The following is a 20,384-nucleotide window of genomic DNA, read 5'->3' as shown; positions in this document are numbered from 1 at the left end:
GCGTCTAGTCATCCACCTCGTCCGGCAACCCGTCATGGTCGGTCGAGGCCATCTCCTCCAGCTCGTCCTCTGACATGCTGTCGTACATATCTTTCGACGCGCCTTGCAGATCCTTGACCTTGGTCTCGCCCCTCTTGGCAGACAGGGCTGCACCGGCGGCGCGTTGTTGGGCTTTCGATTGGGCTTTCATCGCTGTCTCCTGTCGGTTGGATGTAGCGGCACAACCCGTCCACCCGCCCGCAGTTCCCCTACTACGGCGTGGCGCATAATTATTTTCACGCGCCCGTTGCAAGGTGATTGCTTTGCGCCCGCACCCACCCCACATTCGGAGTCTGCGCTTTATCCGGAGGATCCCAAATGCGCCTGATCGCCCTTGCTACACTGGGCCTGACCGCCCTCTCTGCCCCCGCCTTTGCCGATGAGACAACCGGCACGATCCTTGCCTATGACCGTCTTGCGAATATCATCGTCCTGCAAGACAAATCATCCTGGACGCTGGACGCCAAAACCCTTGTCCCGTCCGACCTGATGGCCGGCGATAAGGTCACGCTGACCTTCGCCTCCGACGGCGACAACGGTGCGAAACCCGCGACCAAGCTGACCCGCAACTAAGCTCTATTCGATAACAAAAGCGCCCCCTGACCAAATCAGAGGGCGCTTTCTGCGTTCAAACCATCAAACGATATCAGTCACCTGCGGGCGGAGTAACCTCAACGCCGGGGACGGTGATCGTTTTCTCTTCGGTGGTCACTTCAACGTCCGGAACTTCAACGTCGACCTCTTCTTCAGTCACGGAAACCGAACCGGTCTGTGCGTCAAACTCGGGCAGGTTGCCGCCTTCGACGGACACATCAACATCCGGCAACGAGCCTTCTTCAGTCTGATCGATATCGATGAAAAAGATTGCGAATGCGATGACCAGAATTGCGGCAAGGCCTGCGATTACTGCGGTAGAGGTCTTCATAGTATTTCCTTCCAAATTCACTTGCCGTTCTAGGCGATGCAAGGGCAACTCGGCGAAGCGGGAAATGGTTCCAGTAACATTTTCGGGAACATCTGGGCCGCGCGGGAAGTTGTGAACCCAGACAGTAATGCAGATTACAACCCAGGAGCTTTACAATGGAATTCGGCCTTCTCGGACTCATTATCCTGATCGCAGACATCTACGCGATCTATCAAATCTTCACCTCCGGCGCTTCGGGGCTTGCGAAAATCCTCTGGATTCTCGGCGTCCTGATCTTCCCGGTTGTCGGCTTTATCGTATGGCTGATCGCTGGCCCACGCGGCGGCAGCGTTAACGTCTAAGCGACGCACACACGATTCAACGAGAAAGGCCCGTAGCATTGCTGCGGGCCTTTTTGCGCCTGCCTCAAAGGTCTGTAAGTAATTTGTTAAGCATGACGCGCCAAGCTACCCGCCGAAAGGGTATCCCATGCGCTACTGGCCGATCCTTCTGCTTGGCTTACTGCAGCTTCCCACCCCTGCACAGGGCGGCGCGTGGCTGCGCGAAAAGGGCACGGGATTTACGTCCACCACGGTAAACGTCACGCGCAACTACGACATTTCGGAAAGCACCTTCATGGAATATGGCGTGCGCGACGACCTGACCCTGGGGGCAGAGGTCGGCTTTCTCGCCAGTTCCATCGGCCTGCAATCGGGATTTGCGTCGGTTTTCCTGCGCCGCCCCTTAGGCCGCCGCGACCGCCCGACCGTCTGGTCCGCAGAGCTGGGGTTCGGCGCGGCATGGGTGGGGGATGCGGTCTATCCCAATGTCAAAGCGGGGCTGTCTTGGGGCCGCGGCTATACGCTGGGGCAGAAACACGGCTGGGTGACCATCGACAGTTCCCTCGCGTGGGACATCTACCTGCAAGAGCATCTCGCCAAAGTCGACGGCACCATAGGCATCAACTTCGGCGACCGGTTTTCGGGAATGCTGCAAATCTACTATGCCTCGACCTCTGCCGTCAGCGCCACCTCTGTCGCGCCCTCTATCGTTATGCGCCCGCTGAAAAGCCGCCCCGATATCCGCTTCCAGATCGGGGCAGAGACGTTGATCAACGACACGTCCAACCCCGCGCTAAAACTCTCGCTCTGGCGCGAGTTCTAGCGTTTATCCATGCGCGCCTGCATAAAGATCGACCCTTTGACGCTGGTGCTCCAGACCAGATGCAGCAGATCACGATCCGCCCCCTGATCCGTCAGCACATAGGGCACGCTGTATTGCGCCACATTCGATCCGTTGCGCACCGGCCCATCCATCGTGATGCTATCCACCGCAATCGCCCACCCGCCGAACGGAAAGCGGTCGGCAATATCCACCACCCAGGTCTTGGCCAGACTGGCTTCGGTATGTTCAACCTGCACAGGGTTCGACACCGGATTGTGGATGCCGTGGAACGAGTTTCCCGTCATCTCGATATTGCGCATGCGCGAGAAATCCATATCGGCAAAGCTCGTGTCGATCCGTTCGACCCGATCAATGAACCCGTTGATGCTGCGGAAGCGGTTGTCGTTGATTGTCAGCCCATTGATCACATGACCCGCCCCATGGGGCTTGATCACGATATAGCTGAACCACGGGGCCACCTCACCCGACAGAAAGATATTACCGCTGATCGACAGGGAGCTGAAAGAATACTCGCTGCTGTAGTCCGGCGCGGGGTCTTGTTCGTTGGTCCATTCGACAAAGCAATTGTCGATATAGTTCCCGCTGACCACGCTCGCCGTGTGCTGCGCCGCAAGGATCAACCCGGCAGAGCGGACGCCGTTCTTGACCGTATCCCCCTGAAAGAAGTGGTTCCCCGTGACGATATTATTCTGCCCCGCCAGCAGCGCAAAATGGCGAAAGCGCGTGGCACGGTTGTCGCGAATCTTGACGTCATTGGCGTTGCAGTTGATCGCGATCGTGGTCCGGTCCGGCACGTCCAGCGCATCTTCGGCGGACAGGAACTGGCAACGGTCCACGAACATCCCCTGACAGCCCCCCCCGATCGACGTGATCCCCCGATCCTTCGGGCGCGAGATAAAGCAGTCCCGCACATGGAAAATCGTCCCCGATGGCGCAAGGTTGATAGCGCTGGCCACGTTGTTGCACTGGAATTCGATGTCATCCAGAACGAATTTGCTCAGCTGGCTGTAGTTGCTGAAATCCAGCAGATACTGGAACCGCGTAAAGGTAAAATTCTGCGTCCCCGCCGCATCGTACAAGGGTGCATTCAGGGTAATCTCTTGTGTGGCGACGTTTTTGGCGCGCACATAAATCTCGCGCCCGACCCCATTGCCCGTGATCAGCGCCCCCACAGGCACATTCGCCACATTCACCACATTTGTCAGCTTGCGCGCATCCGAGGGCGAATAGCTGGCCTGCGAGGTCACCGTGACCGTATCCCAATCGCCATTCGTGGCCGCTTCAAACTGGCCGTTGCGGATCACCCGCCGCGTGGCATAGCTGCTGCGTTCGGGCGTCGCGGCCTGCATATCGATCGGGCCGGTCACGTTGACCTTGCGCCCGCCCAGATCCAGCGATTCATGATCTGCATTGTTCAGCAAGGCCTGAAACGCCTTGCGAAAGGCGATCTCTTCATTCCCGAAAGCCTCGATATAGTTCGGCAAATCAAAGTTGCGGCGCAAAAGCAGGATCGCGCTGGCGGGCATGGTCACCGTCCCCTCAAACCGCGTCGGCGCGTCAAAGGTCACGTCCCCGTTCAGCAGATACGTCCCGCGCGGGATCAACACGCTGCGCCCCTGCGCATCCGCATTCGCCGCCACAAAGGCCGCCGTATCATCGGTGCTGCCATCCCCTATCGCGCCATAGTCCCGCACGTCCACCTGTGCCAGCATGTCGCGCAGAAAGACGCTCGTCACATCCTCGATCTGCAAATCGTCAATGCGAACGACCCCGCCATTCTGCCCCGTCAGGTCCAGCCCGAAATGCCCATAGACCGGCGCATTGCCCCAGACCATATCGACCCCGCCGCGCAGCCCCGACCCGACAATCGCGCTGACCTCGACCACCTCGCCATAGCTGGTCAGCGTCACCGCCGGACCGGCCTCCACCAGCCCGCCCGCGCGGCTGCCATTGCCAAGCGCCGGATACCCCGCGATCCGCACCGACGGTAGATTCCCACTGATCGCCTTCACCCGCGCCGTGATCCGCAGATAACACCCCGGCAGAAGTGGCGTCTGTCCCATGTATCGCAGCTTTTGCGTGGATTGCGTTTTTATCAGCTCAAGCGCCCCGCCAAAGTCCTGATCCGCAGGGATAAACGCCGCATTTATGGCATTGGCATAGGTATCAGACCCCGCTGTGCCATCCCCGCTTGAATACACATCCAAGCCTTGCGCAAATGCCGCAGGTGTCAGTAGCAGACCGTCCGTGATTGCCTTATTCATCGTCATCCCCTTCGTCGGGTTGCGATGTCGCCCCCCATGAATTGCAAAACTCCGGCGCTTGGCCGGCAGGGGGAAAGATTTATGCACAAAGGGTTAACCACGCCTAACCGCAGCGTACGCCGCAGGCGGTCACATGAGCGTACCAAAGATGTCGCGCCTGTCAGGCAGAAACGCTTGGCGCATCCAGCAGTTGAACGGCGGCAATACGCCAGCCCTCGGGCGTCTCAACCATCTGATAATCCAGCAAATAGGTAAATCCTTTCAGGTCCGTGACCTGCACCTTCTGCCACTGCGCACCGGCGATCTCGCGCAGATCCAGAAACCGCACCTCGGCATGTTTCCAGACCATCGGATAGCCCGTGGTCACCATACGTTTAAAATTTTCCGAAGACTGAAACATCATCTGCAGATTGGGGCTCGCATATGCGAAGGCACCCTCGAAATCATCTGCCTTGAAAGCGTCGAACTGGCCGCTGATCGTGCTTTCGATATCCGCCTGCTGCGCCATGGCACCAAACGCCGTCGCAAAGGTCAAAACCATCCCGAAAAAGGCCGAAAGAACCGCGCCACGCATGAGAATGCTCCCTATGATGTGTTGAACTTAACCTAAGCCACGCACATCATAGGGCAATAGTTTCACGCCGTGGTCAGCTTGCCCGCCAACGCGTCGTCGATCAGGGCGACCGTTTCATCCACGCCATACAGCGCGATGAACCCACCGAAACGCGGACCTTGGCTGGCGCCCAGCAACACTTCGTACAGCGCGGTGAACCAGTCGCGCAGCGGGTCGAAACGCTCTTTCCCGACGGCGAAAACCATCGTTTGCAATGCCTCGGCATCCAGCCCGCCGTCCCATGTTTTCAGCTGGTCCCGCAGGTCTTCCAGGGCTTCCCGCTCCAGATCTGACGGGGCGCGGAACACTTTGGCGGGCTTCACGAAATCATTGTAATAGCGCACCGCATGCTCGGCCGCCGCATCCATACCGGGGTTGCCTTCGGGCGTCGCATCCGGCGCATACCGCTGGATAAAGCCCCACAGTTGCGACTTGTCCTCGGCCGAGGAGACCGACGCGAGGTTCAGCAACATCGAGAAGGGCACAACCATATCCGACTTGGGCACATCGCCCCCGTGGATATGCCAAACGGGGTTGTTCAGCTTGCCCTTGTCGTCCTGTGTCTCATAGGCGCGCAGCTGCTGGTGGTATTCGTCGACCGCCTTGGGGATCACGTCGAAATACATGCGCTTGGCCGTCTTGGGCTTGAGGTACATGAAATACGACAGCGATTCCGCGCTGGCATAGGTCAGCCATTCGTCGATGGTCAGACCATTGCCCGACGATTTGGAGATCTTGTGCCCGTCCTGATCAAGGAACAGCTCATAGGTGAAATGCTCGGGCGGGCGGTTGCCCAGAATACGGCAGATCTTGTCATAGATCGGCGTGTTGGTGCTGTGATCCTTGCCGTACATCTCAAAGTCGACATCAAGGGCGGCCCAACGGGCGCCAAAGTCGGGCTTCCACTGCAACTTCACATTGCCGCCGGTCAGCGGCAGAGTCATTTCGGTGCCGTCTTCATCGTCGAAGGTGATCGTGCCTTCCTTGGCGTTGACCGCTTTCATCGGCACATACATCACCCGCCCTGTTTCAGGGTGGATCGGCAGGAAGATCGAATAGGTCTGCCGACGCTCCTCGCGCAGCGACTTGAGCATCACTTCCATGATCTCGTCATACTTCTCGGCGGCGCGCAAAAGCACCTCGTCGAACTTGCCGGAGCCGTAGAACTCCGTGGCAGAGATGAACTCGTACTCGAACCCGAAGGTATCCAGAAAACGCCGCAGCATGGCGTTGTTATGCGCGCCAAAGCTGTCGTATTTGCCGAAAGGATCGGGCACCGATGTCAGCGGGCGCTGCAGATGTTCTTCCAATGCGGCGGGGTCGGGCACGTTACCCGGCACCTTGCGCATCCCGTCCAGATCGTCCGAAAAGCACACCAGCCGCGTCGGAATGTCGCTGATCTGCTCAAATGCGCGGCGGATCATCGTCGTGCGCGCAACTTCGCCGAAGGTCCCGATATGCGGCAGACCCGACGGGCCATAGCCGGTCTCGAACAAGACGTACCCCTTCTCGGGGGCCTTGTTTGCATAGCGTTTCAACACCCGACGTGCTTCCTCGAACGGCCACGCTTTACTGATTAGGGCTGCTTCACGCATCTGCGACATGTCATCAATTCCATCATTTTCACCCCGCACCCAATGCGCGCAGGCAGCCCGTACCTATTGCGTCCCCGTAGGCCCGTCAATAATCTGCAGATCAACGGAATGACCGAACGGAAATGCGCATGAATGACGACACCTCCCTCACCCTCAGCGCGCAGGATTGCCTTGTCGCCGTGATGATCGCGGTTTCCGCATCAGACGAGGACATCCGCACCACCGAATTGCTCAAGATCCAGACGGCTGTAAACATGCTCCCCGTCTTTTCGGGCTATGATGTGGACCGCATCAGCTCTGTCAGCTCGATGGTGTTCGACCTGTTCGAACAGGAAGACGGGCTGGATGCCCTGTTCGGCCTGATCAAGGGCGCGCTGCCCGACCGGCTGAACGAAACGGCCTATGCGCTGGCCTGCGACGTGGCCGCGGCCGACGGCACGTTGGACGAAGCCGAATTGCGTCTGCTGGAAGAAATCCGCTACGAGCTTGACCTCGACCGCCTGCACGCCGCCGCCATCGAACGCGGTGCCCGCGCCCGTCACGTCAAATAGGCCGCGACAAATAGGCCGCGACACCGCGATCAAAGAGAGGCCGAATCCGCAGCCACATGGAACGCCCCCCAGCGTTCGATCAGCCCTTGCTGCAACCGTTTGGAGCGCCCGTTCCACGCCCTCCCCCCTTCGGGGCGTTCGCGTTGCGCGCGGGTCAGGGTGGCGCGACGTGGCATATCGGCGGTGAACACGGCAAAGGCCATCACCCGCCCGTCCGGTGCCGTCAGATACCCCGCCAAGGCCGAGACAAAGTTCAACGTGCCGGTCTTCGCCTCCACCTTGATCGGGTGATCCTGCACGGGCCGCCCCTTGGAATCGCGCAGGGAAATCGACTTGAGCAACGGTTTCAACGTGCCCGATCCATAGACCCGCACCAGCGCCGTCACCATATCCTGCGCGGTCACGCGGCTGTCTTCGCCCAGCCCCGAATGGTCCACCAGCGCGGGTGCATCCATGCCCAGATTGGCCTTGGCCCACACGTTCATCTCTGCCGCAGACGCGCGCAGGGACGCGGGCGTGCCCGTGCGGTAAACCGTGGCGGACAGCCCCGCCATCTCTGCGATCAAGTTATTGGAATACTTCAACATATCGCGCAGGATATCGCGCAGCGGCGCGCTGGAACGGGTCACCAGCACCTCGCCCTCGGGCAAGCTGGTGATCAACGCCATGTCGCGCAGACGGATGCCCTGTGCCCCCGCCAATGTCTTAAAGATATCGCCCGCATACAGTCCCGGCTTGCGCACCGGCAGCCAGCGCGCCCCCCCATTGCCCAAGGCGCTTTTCGCGACGCTCCAGTCATCGCGGGTGCCTGCGTCACGATAGGCAAAGACCGGCGCACTGCGGTCGCTGATCTCCATCGCGGCCATCGCCACGTCAGGGCGATAAGACCCCGACCGCCCGTCCATCAGCACCGAATAGCTGCCATTCTCGCGCTTCCATTCAAAGTGGACGCGGTTAAAGTTCAGCGCCAGCCCCGACACAGCGGGGTTATAGCCCACATGATCCGGCTGATCCGCATCAATCAACGGGAAGACCGGCAGGCTGCGTTCGTAAATTTTCAACCCGCCTTTGACGCCGATAATGCCCGCCGCCTTGAGGTCATCGGCCATTTTGGCCAGCCCGTCCGTATCCAGCGTCGGATCGCCCCCGCCCACAAGGATCAGATCGCCCTGCACTTCGCCGTCCACAATGCCACCGGTCGCCATGATGCGCGTCTGAAACTGATGCGCCGCGCCCAAGGTATCCAGCGCGTAAAGCGCGGTAATCGCCTTGGTCACGCTCGCCGGGGGCATCCCGTCAAGCGGGCCGTTCTGTTCCAGCACCGCACCGGTTTCCGCATCCGCCAGACTAAAGGTCACAGCCCCGTTCAACCGCGCCTTGTCGATCAGCTCTTGCGCCGAGGGGATCGCCTGCCGGAACAGATCGTCCCCGCGCAACACGGGACGCAGCGATTGAGTTGGCGGTGCCGCAAAGGCCGCCGGAGCCGCAACAGCCGCCGCAGCGGTACTCAGAAACAAACGACGGGATAAAACAGTTTTCATGGGGCGACTTAAACCTGACAGGACAGAGCGACACAAGCGCTTGCAAATCACATTTTCATGGGCGGGGGCCCATGCTAACTGACAAAACATGCAACGCGTTATTTTGATCATGTTTGTCGCCATGTCACTGATTCCCGCAGGCGACAGCGCGGGCAAGATCCTGACCTCACAGCTTGGCGTGGCCCCCGTTTTTGTGGCGTGGTCGCGGTTTGCCATCGGGGCGCTGCTGCTGGTGCCCTTCGCCCCGCCGCAAACGCGCGCCCTGTTCGGCAACTGGCGCATCTGGGTCCGTGCCGCCATCCTGTGCGGCAGCATCACCTGCATCCAGACAGCACTGGTGACCGAGGACGTGGCCAATGTCTTTGCCGCCTTTTTTATCGGTCCGCTGCTCAGCTATGTGCTGGCCGCGCTCTTCCTGCGCGAGGCGATATCGCTTCAGCGCAGCGCGTTGATCGTAGCGGGGTTTCTGGGGGTGCTGGTCGTGGTCCGACCGGGGCTTGAACCCAGTGCGGGGCTGCTTTGGGCGCTGACCGCGGGGACGCTTTATGGCGTGTTTCTCACGATGTCGCGCTGGCTGTCGCATCTGGCCCCGCCCCTTGCGCTGACCTTCAGCCAGCTGGTGATCAGCGGGCTGCTGCTTTTGCCTCTGGGGCTGGTCTATTTCCCGCCGCTGTCCGGCCCCGTCCTGGGGCTGAGCCTCGCAAGCGCGCTGTGTTCGATGCTGGGCAACCTGCTGATGTTATACGCTTATCGCATGGCCCCTGCGACCAAGGTCGCGCCGCTGGTGTATCTGCAACTGCTGTCCGCCGTGGGGCTGGGGTGGCTGGTGTTCGGCGCATGGCCCGACGCCCTGACATGGGCCGGCATGGCGATGATCCTAGGGGCGGGTATCGCCTCTGCCAGATTGCGCTGACCATTTGCCCGCGGCCCGGATCGCGCTTGAGCTGACATCGACCATCGGGACGTTCACGAAACACCACGCGGGGGCCGGTGTCTGCCCCAAGAGCTGGCTTTGCCGCCCCGAAATCCGGTAGGGTGCATAAAGCGTCGCGGCGTGGCTCATCCGTGCCGATATGCGCTGGCCGGGCCGTGCAAGCACCCCCAGGGGCACAGTCTCCATGATCTGCCGCCAATCCTGCCACAGGTGGAACTGCGCCAGATTATCCGCCCCCATCAGCCAGACGAAGCGCACACCGGGATAGCGGGCCCGCAGCGCGGCAAGGGTTTGCGCGGTGTAGCGGGTGCCAAGATGGGCCTCGATATCCGTGACCTCGACCCGCGGGTGCTGCATCACCTCGCGCGCGCGGGCCAGACGGGACGCCATCGGGGCCGGCCCATGCGCCTTGAGCGGATTGCCCGGGCTGACCATCCACCACACCCGATCCAGCCCGAAACGCTTGATCGCCTCGCGCGTGATATGGGCGTGACCCTCGTGCGCCGGATCAAACGACCCGCCAAGCAGCCCGATCACCTGCCCCGGGGGCGCATATGGAAATGGATAACCCAACGAAAACGGCCCCCGATATACATCAGGGGCCGAAAGAAGGGCAGCAACGCCCCTTTGTCAATCGCGTTATCCGAGCGTTAATCGACGAACTTCTTGATCTCGCCGGATTTCAAACGCGCGAAATAGCTCTTCATCTCGCGCTTCACGATCGGCATCAGGAAGTACAGCGCCGTGATGTTCACAACCGCCATCGCAAAGATCATCGCATCAGAGAAGTCGATAACCGCGCCCAGATTGGCCGCCGCCCCCACGATGATGAACAGGCAGAAGATCACCTTGAACACGATCTCTTTGGTTTTGCCTTCACCGAACAGATAGGTCCACGCCTTCAGCCCGTAGTAGGACCAGCTGATCATGGTGGAGAAGGCGAACAGGATCACCGCCAGCGCCAGCACATAGGGGAACCAGCTGAACCCGGTCGCAAAGGCAGCCGATGTCAGTTGAACGCCGCTTGACCCGTCGATGGTCTGGATCGCGGTGCCTGCGTCATTCAGGATGAAGCGGCCCGTTTCGGGGTCCATCACCAGCACGCCAGAGATGGTGATCACCAGCGCGGTCATCGTACAGATGACAACGGTATCGATGAAGGGCTCCAACAGGGATACGACGCCTTCGGTCACCGGCTCTTTGGTGCGCACGGCAGAGTGTGCGATCGCCGCCGAGCCGACACCCGCCTCGTTCGAGAACGCCGCCCGTTTAAAGCCCTGGATCAGCGCGCCAACCAGACCGCCTGCAACGCCCAGACCACTGAACGCACCTTCAAAAATCTGGCCAAAGGCCCAACCGATCTTGTCGTATTCAACGATCAGGATGATCAGCGCGGCACCAACATAGATCACGCCCATCAACGGCACGATTTTCTCGGTGACATTGGCGATGGATTTGATCCCGCCGACAATGACCGCAAAGACCACTGCGGCAAAGACGATGCCCGTGATCCAGCCAGGGTAGTCGCCGATGATACCGGACAGCTGCGCATGGGCCTGATTGGCCTGGAACATATTCCCGCCGCCCAAGGCACCACCGATGGTAAAGATCGAAAAGATCACCGCCAGCACCCCGCCCAAAGGCAGGCCGCGCTCCTTGAAGCCCTTTGTCATATAGTACATCGGACCACCGGAAACGGTGCCATCGGCGTATTCATTGCGGTATTTCACACCCAGCGTACATTCAGTGAACTTGGAGGCCATGCCCAGCAAACCGGCCAGGATCATCCAGAAGGTCGCCCCCGGACCGCCGATGCCCACGGCCACCGCGACGCCCGCGATGTTGCCCAGACCGACAGTCCCCGACAGCGCCGTTGCCAGCGCCTGAAAGTGGCTCACCTCGCCCGCGTCATCGGGATCGGAATAATCGCCTTTCACCAGCGAGATCGCATGCCAGAACGCTTTGACCTGAATGAAGCCGAAATACAGCGTAAACACCGACGCCGCGACCACCAGCCACAGCACGATCCACGGGAAGTTGGTGCCGGGTAGCGACATGAAGATCAGATTGACGAACCAGCCCGTCGAACCCGCGAAGATATCATTGATGCGTTGATCCATGCCGACGGTTTCTTGTGCCGCGGCAACCATGGGCAAGGCAGAGACAGCAGTAGCCCCCGCACCCGTTGTCAGAAATTTTTTCATGATATGACCTTTCAAGGAATGATCGTCAGAGGCACGCGAGACGCCACAGCCAAGCGGCCGGTTACGCCGCCGAACATACGCTCTTTCAGGCCGCGCAGACCGACACGGCCCACCACGATCTGCTGTGCGCCGTGTTTCTTGGCCAGATCGTCCAGAATATCGGCCACATCGCCATGCTTCACGATGCCCTGAACGGTGACGCCGTCTTCGCTGACCTTCTTGACCGCCGGATCGACGATACGTTCGCGGGCCAGTGCCAGTTCCTCTTCGCGCCGTTTGTGGCGCTGGTCATTCTCTTCCGAGGTCTGGAAGCTGAATGGAGACCATTCAATCACGTAAACGAGCTTGAGCTCGCAATCGCCAATCAATTTGGCCTGTTTCGTTGCGAAATCCAAAGCGCGCGCCCCGGCTTCCCCCCCGTCCAGTCCAACAACAATAGTGGATGCTGTCATGTATTTGTCCCTTTGTGTATGACGCGGTCTTTTTGCGGCCGCGTTGTACCGGGGCGCTGAACGCACCCGGATTAGGCGAATATAAACGAGGTCCAAAATTTTTTTCGACTGAATTTCGCGTAAAATTCGGTCATTCGTCCCCAGTTCACCGCTCGAAAACGGTAAAAAGGGATAGTTATCGGAAAAACAGCCTTTGCCGCCCGCGCGATCAGCGCTTTGTGCGTAACGCCCCTGCGCCCTGTGAATCGCCCGGGAACACACGGGCTTCAAAACCGCGGCACAGGCCTTATATATTGAATGTTTGCTCTTGCCCGCCTGTGGCGATATTGCACGTTCCAAACCGTATTCAGCTTATCCGAGGATTCTCAATGGCCGCCTATCAATATGTCTATCACATGTCCGGTGTCTCAAAGACCTACCCGGGCGGCAAAAAGTGTTTCGACAACATTAACCTGAACTTCCTGCCCGGTGTGAAAATCGGTGTGGTCGGTGTCAACGGCGCGGGTAAATCCACGCTGATGAAGATCATGGCTGGCAAGGACAAGGATTACTCGGGCGAAGCATGGGTCGCTGAAGGGGCCAAGGTCGGCTACCTGGAACAGGAACCCTATCTGGACCCCGCCCTGACCGTGCGCGAGAATGTCATGCTGGGCGTGAAAGCCAAGAAGGACATTCTGGACCGCTACAACGAACTGGCGATGAACTATTCCGACGAGACAGCCGACGAAATGGCCGCCTTGCAGGATCAGATCGACGCGGAGAACCTCTGGGATCTCGACAGCCAGATCGACGTCTCGATGGAAGCCCTGCGCTGCCCGCCAGACGATGCCGATGTGACCAAACTGTCCGGTGGTGAAGCCCGCCGCGTGGCGCTGTGCAAGCTGCTGCTTGAAGCGCCCGAAATGCTGCTGCTTGACGAACCGACCAACCACCTGGACGCGGAAACCATCGCCTGGCTGCAACAGCACCTGATCGACTATAAGGGCACGATCCTGATCGTCACCCACGACCGGTATTTCCTGGATAACATCACCAGCTGGATCCTCGAGCTCGACCGCGGCAATGGCATCCCCTACGAGGGGAACTATTCCAGCTGGATCGACCAGAAAGCCAAACGGCTTGAACAGGAAGCCCGCGAGGACAAGTCCAAGCAAAAGACACTGTCGCGCGAATTGGAATGGATGCGTCAGGGGGCCAAGGCCCGTCAGGCGAAATCCAAAGCGCGGATCAAGTCGTATAACGAGATGGCCGACAGCTCAGAGCGCGAACGCCTGACGCGCGCCCAGATCGTTATCCCCAACGGTCCCCGTCTGGGCAACAAGGTGCTTGAGGTCGAGGGCCTGTCCAAAGCCATGGGCGACAAGCTGTTGATCGAAAAGCTGGACTTCTCTCTGCCGCCAGGCGGGATCGTCGGCGTGATCGGCCCCAACGGCGCGGGTAAATCAACCCTGTTCAAGATGATCACCGGCCATGAACAACCCGATACCGGCACGATCGAACTCGGAAATACCGTTGATCTGTCCTATGTCGACCAGTCGCGCGATGACCTGAACCCTGATGACAACGTCTGGCAGGCCATTTCGGGCGGGGCCGAGATCATCAAGCTTGGCGATGCCGAAGTGAACTCCCGCGCCTATTGCGGTGCCTTCAACTTCAAGGGCGGTGACCAGCAGAAGAAAGTCGGCCTGCTGTCGGGCGGTGAACGCAACCGTGTGCATATGGCACGTCTGCTGAAAGAAGGCGGCAACGTGCTGCTGCTCGATGAACCTACCAACGATTTGGACGTTGAAACCCTGCGCGCGCTCGAAGACGCGCTGGTCGATTTCGCGGGCTGTGCCGTGGTCATCTCGCACGACCGTTTCTTCCTTGACCGGATTTGTACGCACATCCTCGCCTTTGAAGGCGACGCGCATGTTGAATGGTTCGAGGGCGGCTTCTCTGACTACGAAGAGGACAAGAAGCGTCGTCTGGGCGAAGACGCCATGGAACCCAAGCGCATGAAGCACAAGAAATTCTCGCGCTGATCTAGGCGAAAGTTCTAAGAAAAAAGGCCCCCGCAGGAAACTGCGGGGGCCTTTTTATGTGTCGGTCAACGCGCCGCAGCGACGCGGCACGGGTTTCCCGTTACAGCCCGTCGGCCAGTTCCGTATAGCCATCGGTGCGGTCGGTGCTGGTGCTGTCGGGCACCGTTTCACGGCCCAGAAAATCGCGCAGCGTGTTGCAGGCAGACAGCCCCGACCACAGCCGCTGGTTCGACACCAGCTTCACCGTGACATCGGCGCTGAAATCACCGCCGATACGTGCGGCGGTGCCATCATGGGACAGGATGTCTTCGATGTCTTTCTGGATCTCTTCGGGCTTGATCCGGTGGCGGCCCATCACGGTGCCCACGATAATCCCCTCGCCCGCATAGCCCATAAAGCATTTCTCATGCGCCAGCGCCGCGACCGTGGCCTGCGCGACCAAGCCCATCTGGCGACAGAACTCAGCCGGGCTTGCGGCCTCGAAGATATTGCGGATCTGCGGGAGTTTGACCGCAAAAAGGCTCATGGCATAGCAGCCTTCGGGCAGACGCAGCATATGGTTTTCGAACCCGTGCAGATCGTCGACGCCGACAACGTTCAGATCAAAGCTTTCCTCGACCCGTACCTTCATCAGGCCCGACAGCTCCGCCAGCGTATGCGCGGCCTCGCGTTCACGGCGCAGACTGTCGCTGAGCATGCCCGCCATGTTGATACGCGCGCCCAACTCGATCCCGTTCAAGGGCTTGAAGATGAAATCCGTCGCCCCGGCGCGGAAGGCGGTGTCCATCAGGTCATGTTTCCGGCTGCCGGTGATCATGATGATCGGCGCACTTTTATAGGCCTGCATATTGCGGATGTCGTCACATAGGGTGATCCCGTCAACGCCGGGCAGCATGATATCCAGCAAGAAGCAGTCAAAGCTTGCCCCGTGTTCGTCGATCTTGGCCAACCCATCCTCGGCCGAGTCTGCACAGACCAGATCGAACCCCAGCGACGGCGTCAGACAGTCGCGCAACAGGTCAAGAATGGTGGGGTCGTCATCTACGGCTAGGATTTTCATACGGTGGCTCACTCGTTGTCGTGTCGGCAGAAGGGGGACTGGTTAAATTCTCTTACGGCTCGGAGCAAAATCGCAGATGAATCTGGCAGCAGTTAGGCAATTTCGGCCAATCCGTTAACCCTTTGCCCCGCTGCCTCTGCCAATGCACGTTAGGGTTTCGCCTTGCCCCTCCGAAGAATACGGCGCAAATGTGCCGGAATCAGCAAGGATCGGCCTGTTTTTCAAGGCCCATTGACAGCCCCTTGCGCGAATCCCCACGACCTGCCATATCCGAATGGCTAACGTTATTCTTTTTCGACCAACTGTCTCCCTCATACGGCGTTCAGACTTCGATCCAGACCGACAACGCCAAGCCATCGCACGACGCGGATGGCATACTAGAGGAGACTACGGATATGGCCACTGGCACCGTAAAATGGTTCAACACAACAAAAGGCTTCGGCTTTATCGCACCCGATGGCGGCAGCAAAGATGTATTCGTACACATCTCCGCTGTTGAGCGCGCAGGCCTGACCGGTCTGGCCGACAACCAGAAAGTGACATTCGACATCGAAGCTGGCCGTGACGGTCGCGAATCCGCGTCGAACATCGCACTGGCATAAGCCATGCAGGGCCTTAGGCCCGCAGGATGAATTTGCCGGCTGACCCTCACGGGACAGCCGGTTTTTTTATGTCCTCAGGGTTGCCAAACACAACCCAAGGGGCAAAATACCGCCATCACATCCTAAAGGAGCCCCCCATGCGCCGCCGTCAGTTTATCGCAGGTTCTTTGGCCGCCCTCGCCTTTCCCCGCGCGCTGTTTGCCGCGGGTGCCGCCTATGACCCCACGCCGCAAATGGTGTCGATCAAACCACAATATGCCGTGGGCGAGCTGCTGATCCTGCCCCGCAGCCACTACCTGTATCTGGTGATCGCCCCCGGTCAGGCCATGCGATACGGTGTGGGCGTCGGCAAGGCCGGGCTGGAGTTTACCGGCACCGCGACGATCGATGTCAAAAAGGAATGGCCCACCTGGCGCCCCACGGACGAGATGATCGAACGGGAGCCCAAGACCTATGCGCGGTTCATCGGCAATACCGATGCGCAACCCGGTGGCCCGTCCAATCCGCTGGGGGCGCGTGCGCTCTATCTGTTCCAGAACGGCCGCGATACATATTTCCGCATCCACGGCACCACCCAACCCAGCAGCATCGGGCGCTCTGTCTCGAACGGGTGTATCCGCATGCTGAATGAACACGTCAAAGACCTGTACCAACGTGTGCCCATCGGCACCAAGGTCACGGTGCTTTAACGCCGCTGACTTTATTCACCACGCAAAAGGGGCTGGCATCGCTGCCAGCCCCTTCGCATTTCTGCACTGTGTCGGGGACCTATCCCCTTAGTTCAGCGCGCCTTAGTTCAAGGCTTTGTCGGTGATCGCATGGGTCCATGCGCCCGACGGCTCTACCGTGATGACGGGGTCTGATCCACCGGACAGCAGCGATTCCACGGTCCGCTCGTAATCCGCCTCGTCCAGCGCGCCGTTGCTGCCTGCGGTCAGCTTGGCCACTTCGCCCATCATGCGTTTCTGATGCTCTTCGGTTTGCGCACCGGAGGCATCGTTGTCCAACACGATTTCCGCCGCTTCATCGGGGTTTTCCTCGGCGTATTTCCAGCCCTTCATAGAGGCCCGCACAAAGCGCACCATCTTGTCCTCGAACGCCGGATCGGCAAGGTTCTCTTCCAGCGCGTAAAGCCCGTCTTCCAATGTGGCAACGCCCTGCTCTTCGTATTTGAACACGTTCAGATCATCCGGCGTCAGACCTGCGTCGATCACCTGCCAGTATTCATTATAGGTCATGGTCGACACGCAGGCGGCCTGATTTTGCAGCAGCGGATCCACGTTAAAGCCTTGTTTCAGCACGGTCACACCATCCTCACCGCCTTCGGTGGGCAGCTCAAGCTTGCTCATCCAGCTGAGAAAGGGGAATTCATTGCCAAAAAACCAGACGCCCAACGTCTTGCCCTTGAAGTCATCCGTGGTCTCGATCCCGGCATCCTTGCGGCAGGTCAGCATCATGCCCGAGGATTTGAACGGCTGCGCGATGTTCACCATCGGCAGACCCTTCTCGCGCGCGGCCAATGCGGCGGGCATCCATTCAACGGCGACATCGGCACCACCACCGGCCAGCACCTGTGTCGGCGCAATGTCTGGACCGCCCGGCTTGATCGTGACGTTTAGATCTTCTTCGTCATAGAACCCTTTGTCCTGCGCCACATAATAGCCCGCGAACTGCGCCTGCGTGACCCACTTCAGCTGAAGCGTCACATCATCCGCCGCTTGGGCCATGGTCCCCATCAGGCCCACAGCGGCCCCGGCGACATATGTTGATAGTTTTTTCATTTTTATATCTCCCTCTTGGTTGGTTGGTCGTCTTGGTTAGTTCCGCGTTAGTTCCGCTGGCTCGGGTGCCAAAAGGTCACCCGCCGTTCAAACAATGATATCGCGCCGTAGAATGCGGACCCGGCAATCGCCGCGACAACAATCTCGGCCCAGACCAGATCAAGCGCAAGCTGGCCCACCGAGGTAGAGATCCGAAACCCCATCCCCCGCACAGGAGAGCCGAAAAATTCAGCAACAATCGCCCCGATCAAGGCAAGGGTCGTGCCGATCTTCAGCCCATTGAACACGAAAGGCATCGCGGCAGGCAAGCGCAGCTTGAACAGCGTCGCCCAATAGCTGGCCGCATAGGTCCGCATCAGATCGCGCTGCATGGCGTCGGTGGCTTGCAAGCCCTGCACCGTGTTCACCAGCATCGGAAAGAACACCATGACGACGACCACGGCGGCCTTGGACTGCCAGTCAAAGCCGAACCACATCACCAGAATCGGGGCCATCCCGATCACGGGCAGCGCGGCCACAAAGTTCCCTACCGGCAAAAGCCCCCGTTGCAAGAATGGGAAACGGTCAATCGCAACGGCGATCAAAAAGGCCGCACCGCAGCCCAGCACATAGCCCGACAACGCGCCCTTCAGCACGGTCTGCACGAAATCCACCCAAAGGATATCAAACGATGACACCAGCCGCAGGGCAATCAGCGACGGCGCAGGCAGCAAGACCTGCGAAATCTCGAGCCCGCGCACAATGCCTTCCCAGACAGCGATCAACGTCGCGCCAAAAACCAAGGGCGCTGCAAAAGACACCCAGCGGGCCGGCCGCAATCGCGCCAACCGGATGTTGACCCACATGCCAAAGGCCCAGGCCACTGCGGCAAAAACCAGCCAGATCATCGCGCCATCCCCATCCGTTTCAATGTCACACGCTGGATCAAGCCGATGATCCCCACCAGCAACGCCGCCAGGGCCGCCGCCATGATCAGCGCGCTCCAGATCTGGATCGTCTGGCCATAGTAGCTGCCAGCCAACAACCGCGCCCCCAGACCCGCAACGGCACCCGTTGGCAGCTCACCAATGATGGCCCCCACCAGCGACGCAGCCATCGCGATCTTGAGCGAGGTAAAGAAATACGGCATCGACGCAGGCAACCGCAGCTTCCAGAAGGTCTGGCCCGCACTGGCATGCCAGGTGCGCATCTGGTCCAGCTGCATCTGGTCAGGGCTGCGCAGCCCCTTCACCATGCCGACAACGACGGGGAAGAACGACAGATACATGCTGATCATCGCTTTCGGCAGCAGCCCCGACACGCCCACGGCGTTCAGCACCACAATGATCATCGGCGCAATCGCCAGAATGGGAATGGTCTGGCTGGCGATCACCCAAGGCATCACCGACATATCCATCACCCGGTTGAACACGATCCCCACCGCCAGCAAGACGCCCAGCAAGGTGCCCATGCCAAAGCCCAGCAGGGTCGCGCTGAGCGTGATCCAGGAATGATAGACCAAGGACCGCTTCGACGTGACTTTCTTCATCACCGTCGTGTCCCAGATCTCTGACGCGACCTGATGCGGCGCGGGCAGTTTGGGCTTTTTCTGCGCCCAGGTATCCGCGACCAAAGACGTGGCGGTCACCGTCTCGCCCGACCGTGTGGCCTTGTCATAGGTCCAGTCCGCATTCAGCCAGACCGCCGCCGCATACCACAGCGCAAACAATACCCCGACCACAGTCAGGACAGGCAAGAAGCTCGACTTCATCGCGCGCCCCCCTGCTTCCAGATGGTCCGAAAATCCTCCCCGAAGGGCCGGATAGCAGCGGGCGCGCGATCAATCATCCGCATGCCCCGCCCGCAATCCTTCCCGCACCCGATGCGCGATCTCCAGAAACTCGGGCGTTTCGCGAATGTCCAGAGGGCGCTCTTTCGGCAAAGGACTGTCGATAACATCTGCAATCCGTCCGGGACGCGGGCTCATTACCACGATCTTGGTGCTCAGATACACCGCCTCCGGGATCGAGTGGGTGACAAAGGCAATCGTCTTTTGCGTGCGCGCCCACAGGCGCAACAGCTGTTCATTCAAATGGTCGCGCACGATCTCGTCCAGCGCGCCAAAGGGTTCATCCATCAGCAAGATATCCGCATCAAACGCCAGCGCCCGCGCGATCGAGGCCCGTTGCTGCATGCCCCCCGACAGCTGCCAAGGGAACTTGCGCTCGAACCCTGCCAGCTCCACCAGTTCCAACACTTGGCGAACCCGCGCCGCCTGATCCGCCTTGGAATACCCCATGATTTCAAGCGGCAGCCGGATATTGCCGCCAATCGTCCGCCAGGGATAAAGCCCCGCCGCCTGAAACACATAGCCATAGGCCCGCGCCCGCCGGGCCTCGGCAGCACTGACGCCATTCACCGTGATCTCGCCCCCCGTGGGCTGCTCAAGGTCGGCCATACAGCGCAGGAACGTCGTCTTGCCGCAGCCCGACGGCCCGATAAAGCTGACGAAATCGCCTTTCTCGATATCAAGCGACACGTCTTTCAGCGCATGCACAGGGCCGTCGTTGGTTTCAAATGTCAGGGATAGGTTCTGGGCCGAGATCACGGGCGCGGTGCTCATAAGCTGCGTCCCTCTTCTGCCGTACAACGTGCT

22 protein-coding genes are annotated in these 20,384 nt (G+C 59.7%); 8 read left to right on the top strand and 14 right to left on the bottom strand.

Annotation, left to right across the window (positions count from 1 at the left end):
- Window positions 1–4: 4 nt before the first annotated feature.
- The gene (locus ACTRWK_RS07760) at window positions 5–190 is read right to left on the bottom strand and encodes a DUF3008 family protein (protein WP_005851426.1); all 186 of its coding nucleotides are present in this window, start codon (window positions 188–190) and stop codon (window positions 5–7) included.
- 167 nt (window positions 191–357) lie between these two features.
- Between ACTRWK_RS07760 and ACTRWK_RS07755 the strand changes: the two genes are divergently transcribed.
- Window positions 358–612, top strand: coding sequence for a hypothetical protein (locus tag ACTRWK_RS07755; RefSeq protein WP_005851424.1), 255 nt, complete (start codon window positions 358–360; stop codon window positions 610–612).
- A gap of 73 nt (window positions 613–685) precedes the next feature.
- Here ACTRWK_RS07755 and ACTRWK_RS07750 read toward each other — a convergent pair whose 3' ends face one another.
- On the bottom strand, window positions 686–964 hold the full coding sequence (locus ACTRWK_RS07750; RefSeq protein WP_037964936.1) for a hypothetical protein: 279 nt from the start codon (window positions 962–964) through the stop codon (window positions 686–688).
- 155 nt (window positions 965–1,119) lie between these two features.
- Between ACTRWK_RS07750 and ACTRWK_RS07745 the strand changes: the two genes are divergently transcribed.
- Complete coding sequence (locus ACTRWK_RS07745) at window positions 1,120–1,305, top strand: PLDc N-terminal domain-containing protein (protein WP_005851419.1); 186 nt, start codon at window positions 1,120–1,122, stop codon at window positions 1,303–1,305.
- A 127-nt stretch (window positions 1,306–1,432) separates the two neighbouring features.
- A complete protein-coding gene (locus ACTRWK_RS07740; RefSeq protein ID WP_184583218.1) occupies window positions 1,433–2,107 on the top strand; it encodes a hypothetical protein in 675 nt (224 codons plus the stop codon).
- Here ACTRWK_RS07740 and ACTRWK_RS07735 read toward each other — a convergent pair.
- The 3 genes from ACTRWK_RS07735 to ACTRWK_RS07725 form a co-directional block, all read right to left on the bottom strand.
- Complete coding sequence (locus tag ACTRWK_RS07735) at window positions 2,104–4,392, bottom strand: glycosyl hydrolase family 28-related protein (RefSeq protein ID WP_462843863.1); 2,289 nt, start codon at window positions 4,390–4,392, stop codon at window positions 2,104–2,106. The genes ACTRWK_RS07740 and ACTRWK_RS07735 overlap by 4 nt on opposite strands.
- A 160-nt stretch (window positions 4,393–4,552) precedes the next feature.
- The gene (locus tag ACTRWK_RS07730; protein ID WP_289081799.1) at window positions 4,553–4,966 is read right to left on the bottom strand and encodes a DUF4864 domain-containing protein; all 414 of its coding nucleotides are present in this window, start codon (window positions 4,964–4,966) and stop codon (window positions 4,553–4,555) included.
- 62 nt (window positions 4,967–5,028) lie between these two features.
- A complete protein-coding gene (locus ACTRWK_RS07725) occupies window positions 5,029–6,609 on the bottom strand; it encodes a lysine--tRNA ligase (RefSeq protein WP_289081800.1) in 1,581 nt (526 codons plus the stop codon).
- Window positions 6,610–6,728: 119 nt separating this feature from the next.
- Here ACTRWK_RS07725 and ACTRWK_RS07720 point away from each other — a divergent pair, with 119 nt between their 5' ends.
- The gene (locus ACTRWK_RS07720) at window positions 6,729–7,151 is read left to right on the top strand and encodes a tellurite resistance TerB family protein (RefSeq protein ID WP_037944901.1); all 423 of its coding nucleotides are present in this window, start codon (window positions 6,729–6,731) and stop codon (window positions 7,149–7,151) included.
- A 29-nt stretch (window positions 7,152–7,180) separates the two neighbouring features.
- Here the strand turns inward: ACTRWK_RS07720 and ACTRWK_RS07715 are convergent, their stop codons facing one another.
- Complete coding sequence (locus tag ACTRWK_RS07715; RefSeq protein ID WP_037943205.1) at window positions 7,181–8,692, bottom strand: D-alanyl-D-alanine carboxypeptidase/D-alanyl-D-alanine-endopeptidase; 1,512 nt, start codon at window positions 8,690–8,692, stop codon at window positions 7,181–7,183.
- Window positions 8,693–8,780: 88 nt separating this feature from the next.
- Between ACTRWK_RS07715 and ACTRWK_RS07710 the strand changes: the two genes are divergently transcribed.
- Window positions 8,781–9,605, top strand: a complete 825-nt coding sequence (locus ACTRWK_RS07710; protein WP_037943203.1) for a DMT family transporter — start codon at window positions 8,781–8,783, stop codon at window positions 9,603–9,605.
- Here ACTRWK_RS07710 and ACTRWK_RS07705 read toward each other — a convergent pair.
- The 3 genes from ACTRWK_RS07705 to ACTRWK_RS07695 all read right to left on the bottom strand — a co-directional run bounded on the left by ACTRWK_RS07705 (window position 9,570) and on the right by ACTRWK_RS07695 (window position 12,282).
- Window positions 9,570–10,199 carry a nicotinate-nucleotide adenylyltransferase gene (locus tag ACTRWK_RS07705; protein ID WP_081858767.1) on the bottom strand — a complete coding sequence of 210 codons (630 nt, stop codon included), beginning with the start codon at window positions 10,197–10,199 and terminating at the stop codon, window positions 9,570–9,572. The two genes, ACTRWK_RS07710 and ACTRWK_RS07705, sit on opposite strands and share 36 nt — an antisense overlap.
- A 77-nt stretch (window positions 10,200–10,276) precedes the next feature.
- Window positions 10,277–11,830, bottom strand: a complete 1,554-nt coding sequence (locus ACTRWK_RS07700; protein WP_037943199.1) for an alanine/glycine:cation symporter family protein — start codon at window positions 11,828–11,830, stop codon at window positions 10,277–10,279.
- Window positions 11,831–11,841: 11 nt separating this feature from the next.
- Window positions 11,842–12,282, bottom strand: coding sequence for a universal stress protein (locus ACTRWK_RS07695; protein ID WP_005851399.1), 441 nt, complete (start codon window positions 12,280–12,282; stop codon window positions 11,842–11,844).
- 368 nt (window positions 12,283–12,650) lie between these two features.
- Here ACTRWK_RS07695 and ettA point away from each other — a divergent pair, with 368 nt between their 5' ends.
- Window positions 12,651–14,306: an energy-dependent translational throttle protein EttA gene (ettA, locus tag ACTRWK_RS07690; RefSeq protein ID WP_005851397.1), complete on the top strand. Its 1,656-nt coding sequence runs from the start codon at window positions 12,651–12,653 to the stop codon at window positions 14,304–14,306.
- A gap of 100 nt (window positions 14,307–14,406) precedes the next feature.
- Here the strand turns inward: ettA and ACTRWK_RS07685 are convergent, their stop codons facing one another.
- The gene (locus ACTRWK_RS07685; protein ID WP_037943198.1) at window positions 14,407–15,366 is read right to left on the bottom strand and encodes a response regulator; all 960 of its coding nucleotides are present in this window, start codon (window positions 15,364–15,366) and stop codon (window positions 14,407–14,409) included.
- Window positions 15,367–15,761: 395 nt separating this feature from the next.
- Here ACTRWK_RS07685 and ACTRWK_RS07680 point away from each other — a divergent pair, with 395 nt between their 5' ends.
- Complete coding sequence (locus ACTRWK_RS07680) at window positions 15,762–15,968, top strand: cold-shock protein (protein ID WP_005851393.1); 207 nt, start codon at window positions 15,762–15,764, stop codon at window positions 15,966–15,968.
- A gap of 137 nt (window positions 15,969–16,105) precedes the next feature.
- The gene (locus ACTRWK_RS07675; protein WP_462843862.1) at window positions 16,106–16,657 is read left to right on the top strand and encodes a L,D-transpeptidase; all 552 of its coding nucleotides are present in this window, start codon (window positions 16,106–16,108) and stop codon (window positions 16,655–16,657) included.
- A 102-nt stretch (window positions 16,658–16,759) separates the two neighbouring features.
- Here the strand turns inward: ACTRWK_RS07675 and ACTRWK_RS07670 are convergent, their stop codons facing one another.
- From ACTRWK_RS07670 to ACTRWK_RS07655, 4 genes are all read right to left on the bottom strand, one after another.
- Window positions 16,760–17,749, bottom strand: coding sequence for an ABC transporter substrate-binding protein (locus ACTRWK_RS07670; RefSeq protein WP_260004821.1), 990 nt, complete (start codon window positions 17,747–17,749; stop codon window positions 16,760–16,762).
- A 47-nt stretch (window positions 17,750–17,796) separates the two neighbouring features.
- Window positions 17,797–18,636 (bottom strand): ABC transporter permease, encoded by an 840-nt coding sequence (locus ACTRWK_RS07665; RefSeq protein ID WP_289081801.1) that lies wholly within the window; start codon window positions 18,634–18,636, stop codon window positions 17,797–17,799.
- Window positions 18,633–19,499 carry an ABC transporter permease gene (locus ACTRWK_RS07660; RefSeq protein WP_184583230.1) on the bottom strand — a complete coding sequence of 289 codons (867 nt, stop codon included), beginning with the start codon at window positions 19,497–19,499 and terminating at the stop codon, window positions 18,633–18,635. Before ACTRWK_RS07660 ends, ACTRWK_RS07665 begins: the two co-directional genes overlap by 4 nt.
- 69 nt (window positions 19,500–19,568) lie before the next feature.
- On the bottom strand, window positions 19,569–20,351 hold the full coding sequence (locus ACTRWK_RS07655; RefSeq protein WP_005851381.1) for an ABC transporter ATP-binding protein: 783 nt from the start codon (window positions 20,349–20,351) through the stop codon (window positions 19,569–19,571).
- Between the last annotated feature and the right edge of the window lie 33 nt (window positions 20,352–20,384).

The sequence above is a fragment of the Sulfitobacter sp. G5_S2_6_S6 genome, assembly GCF_054968505.1.
This window is presented reverse-complemented; position numbering and strand designations above follow the sequence as displayed.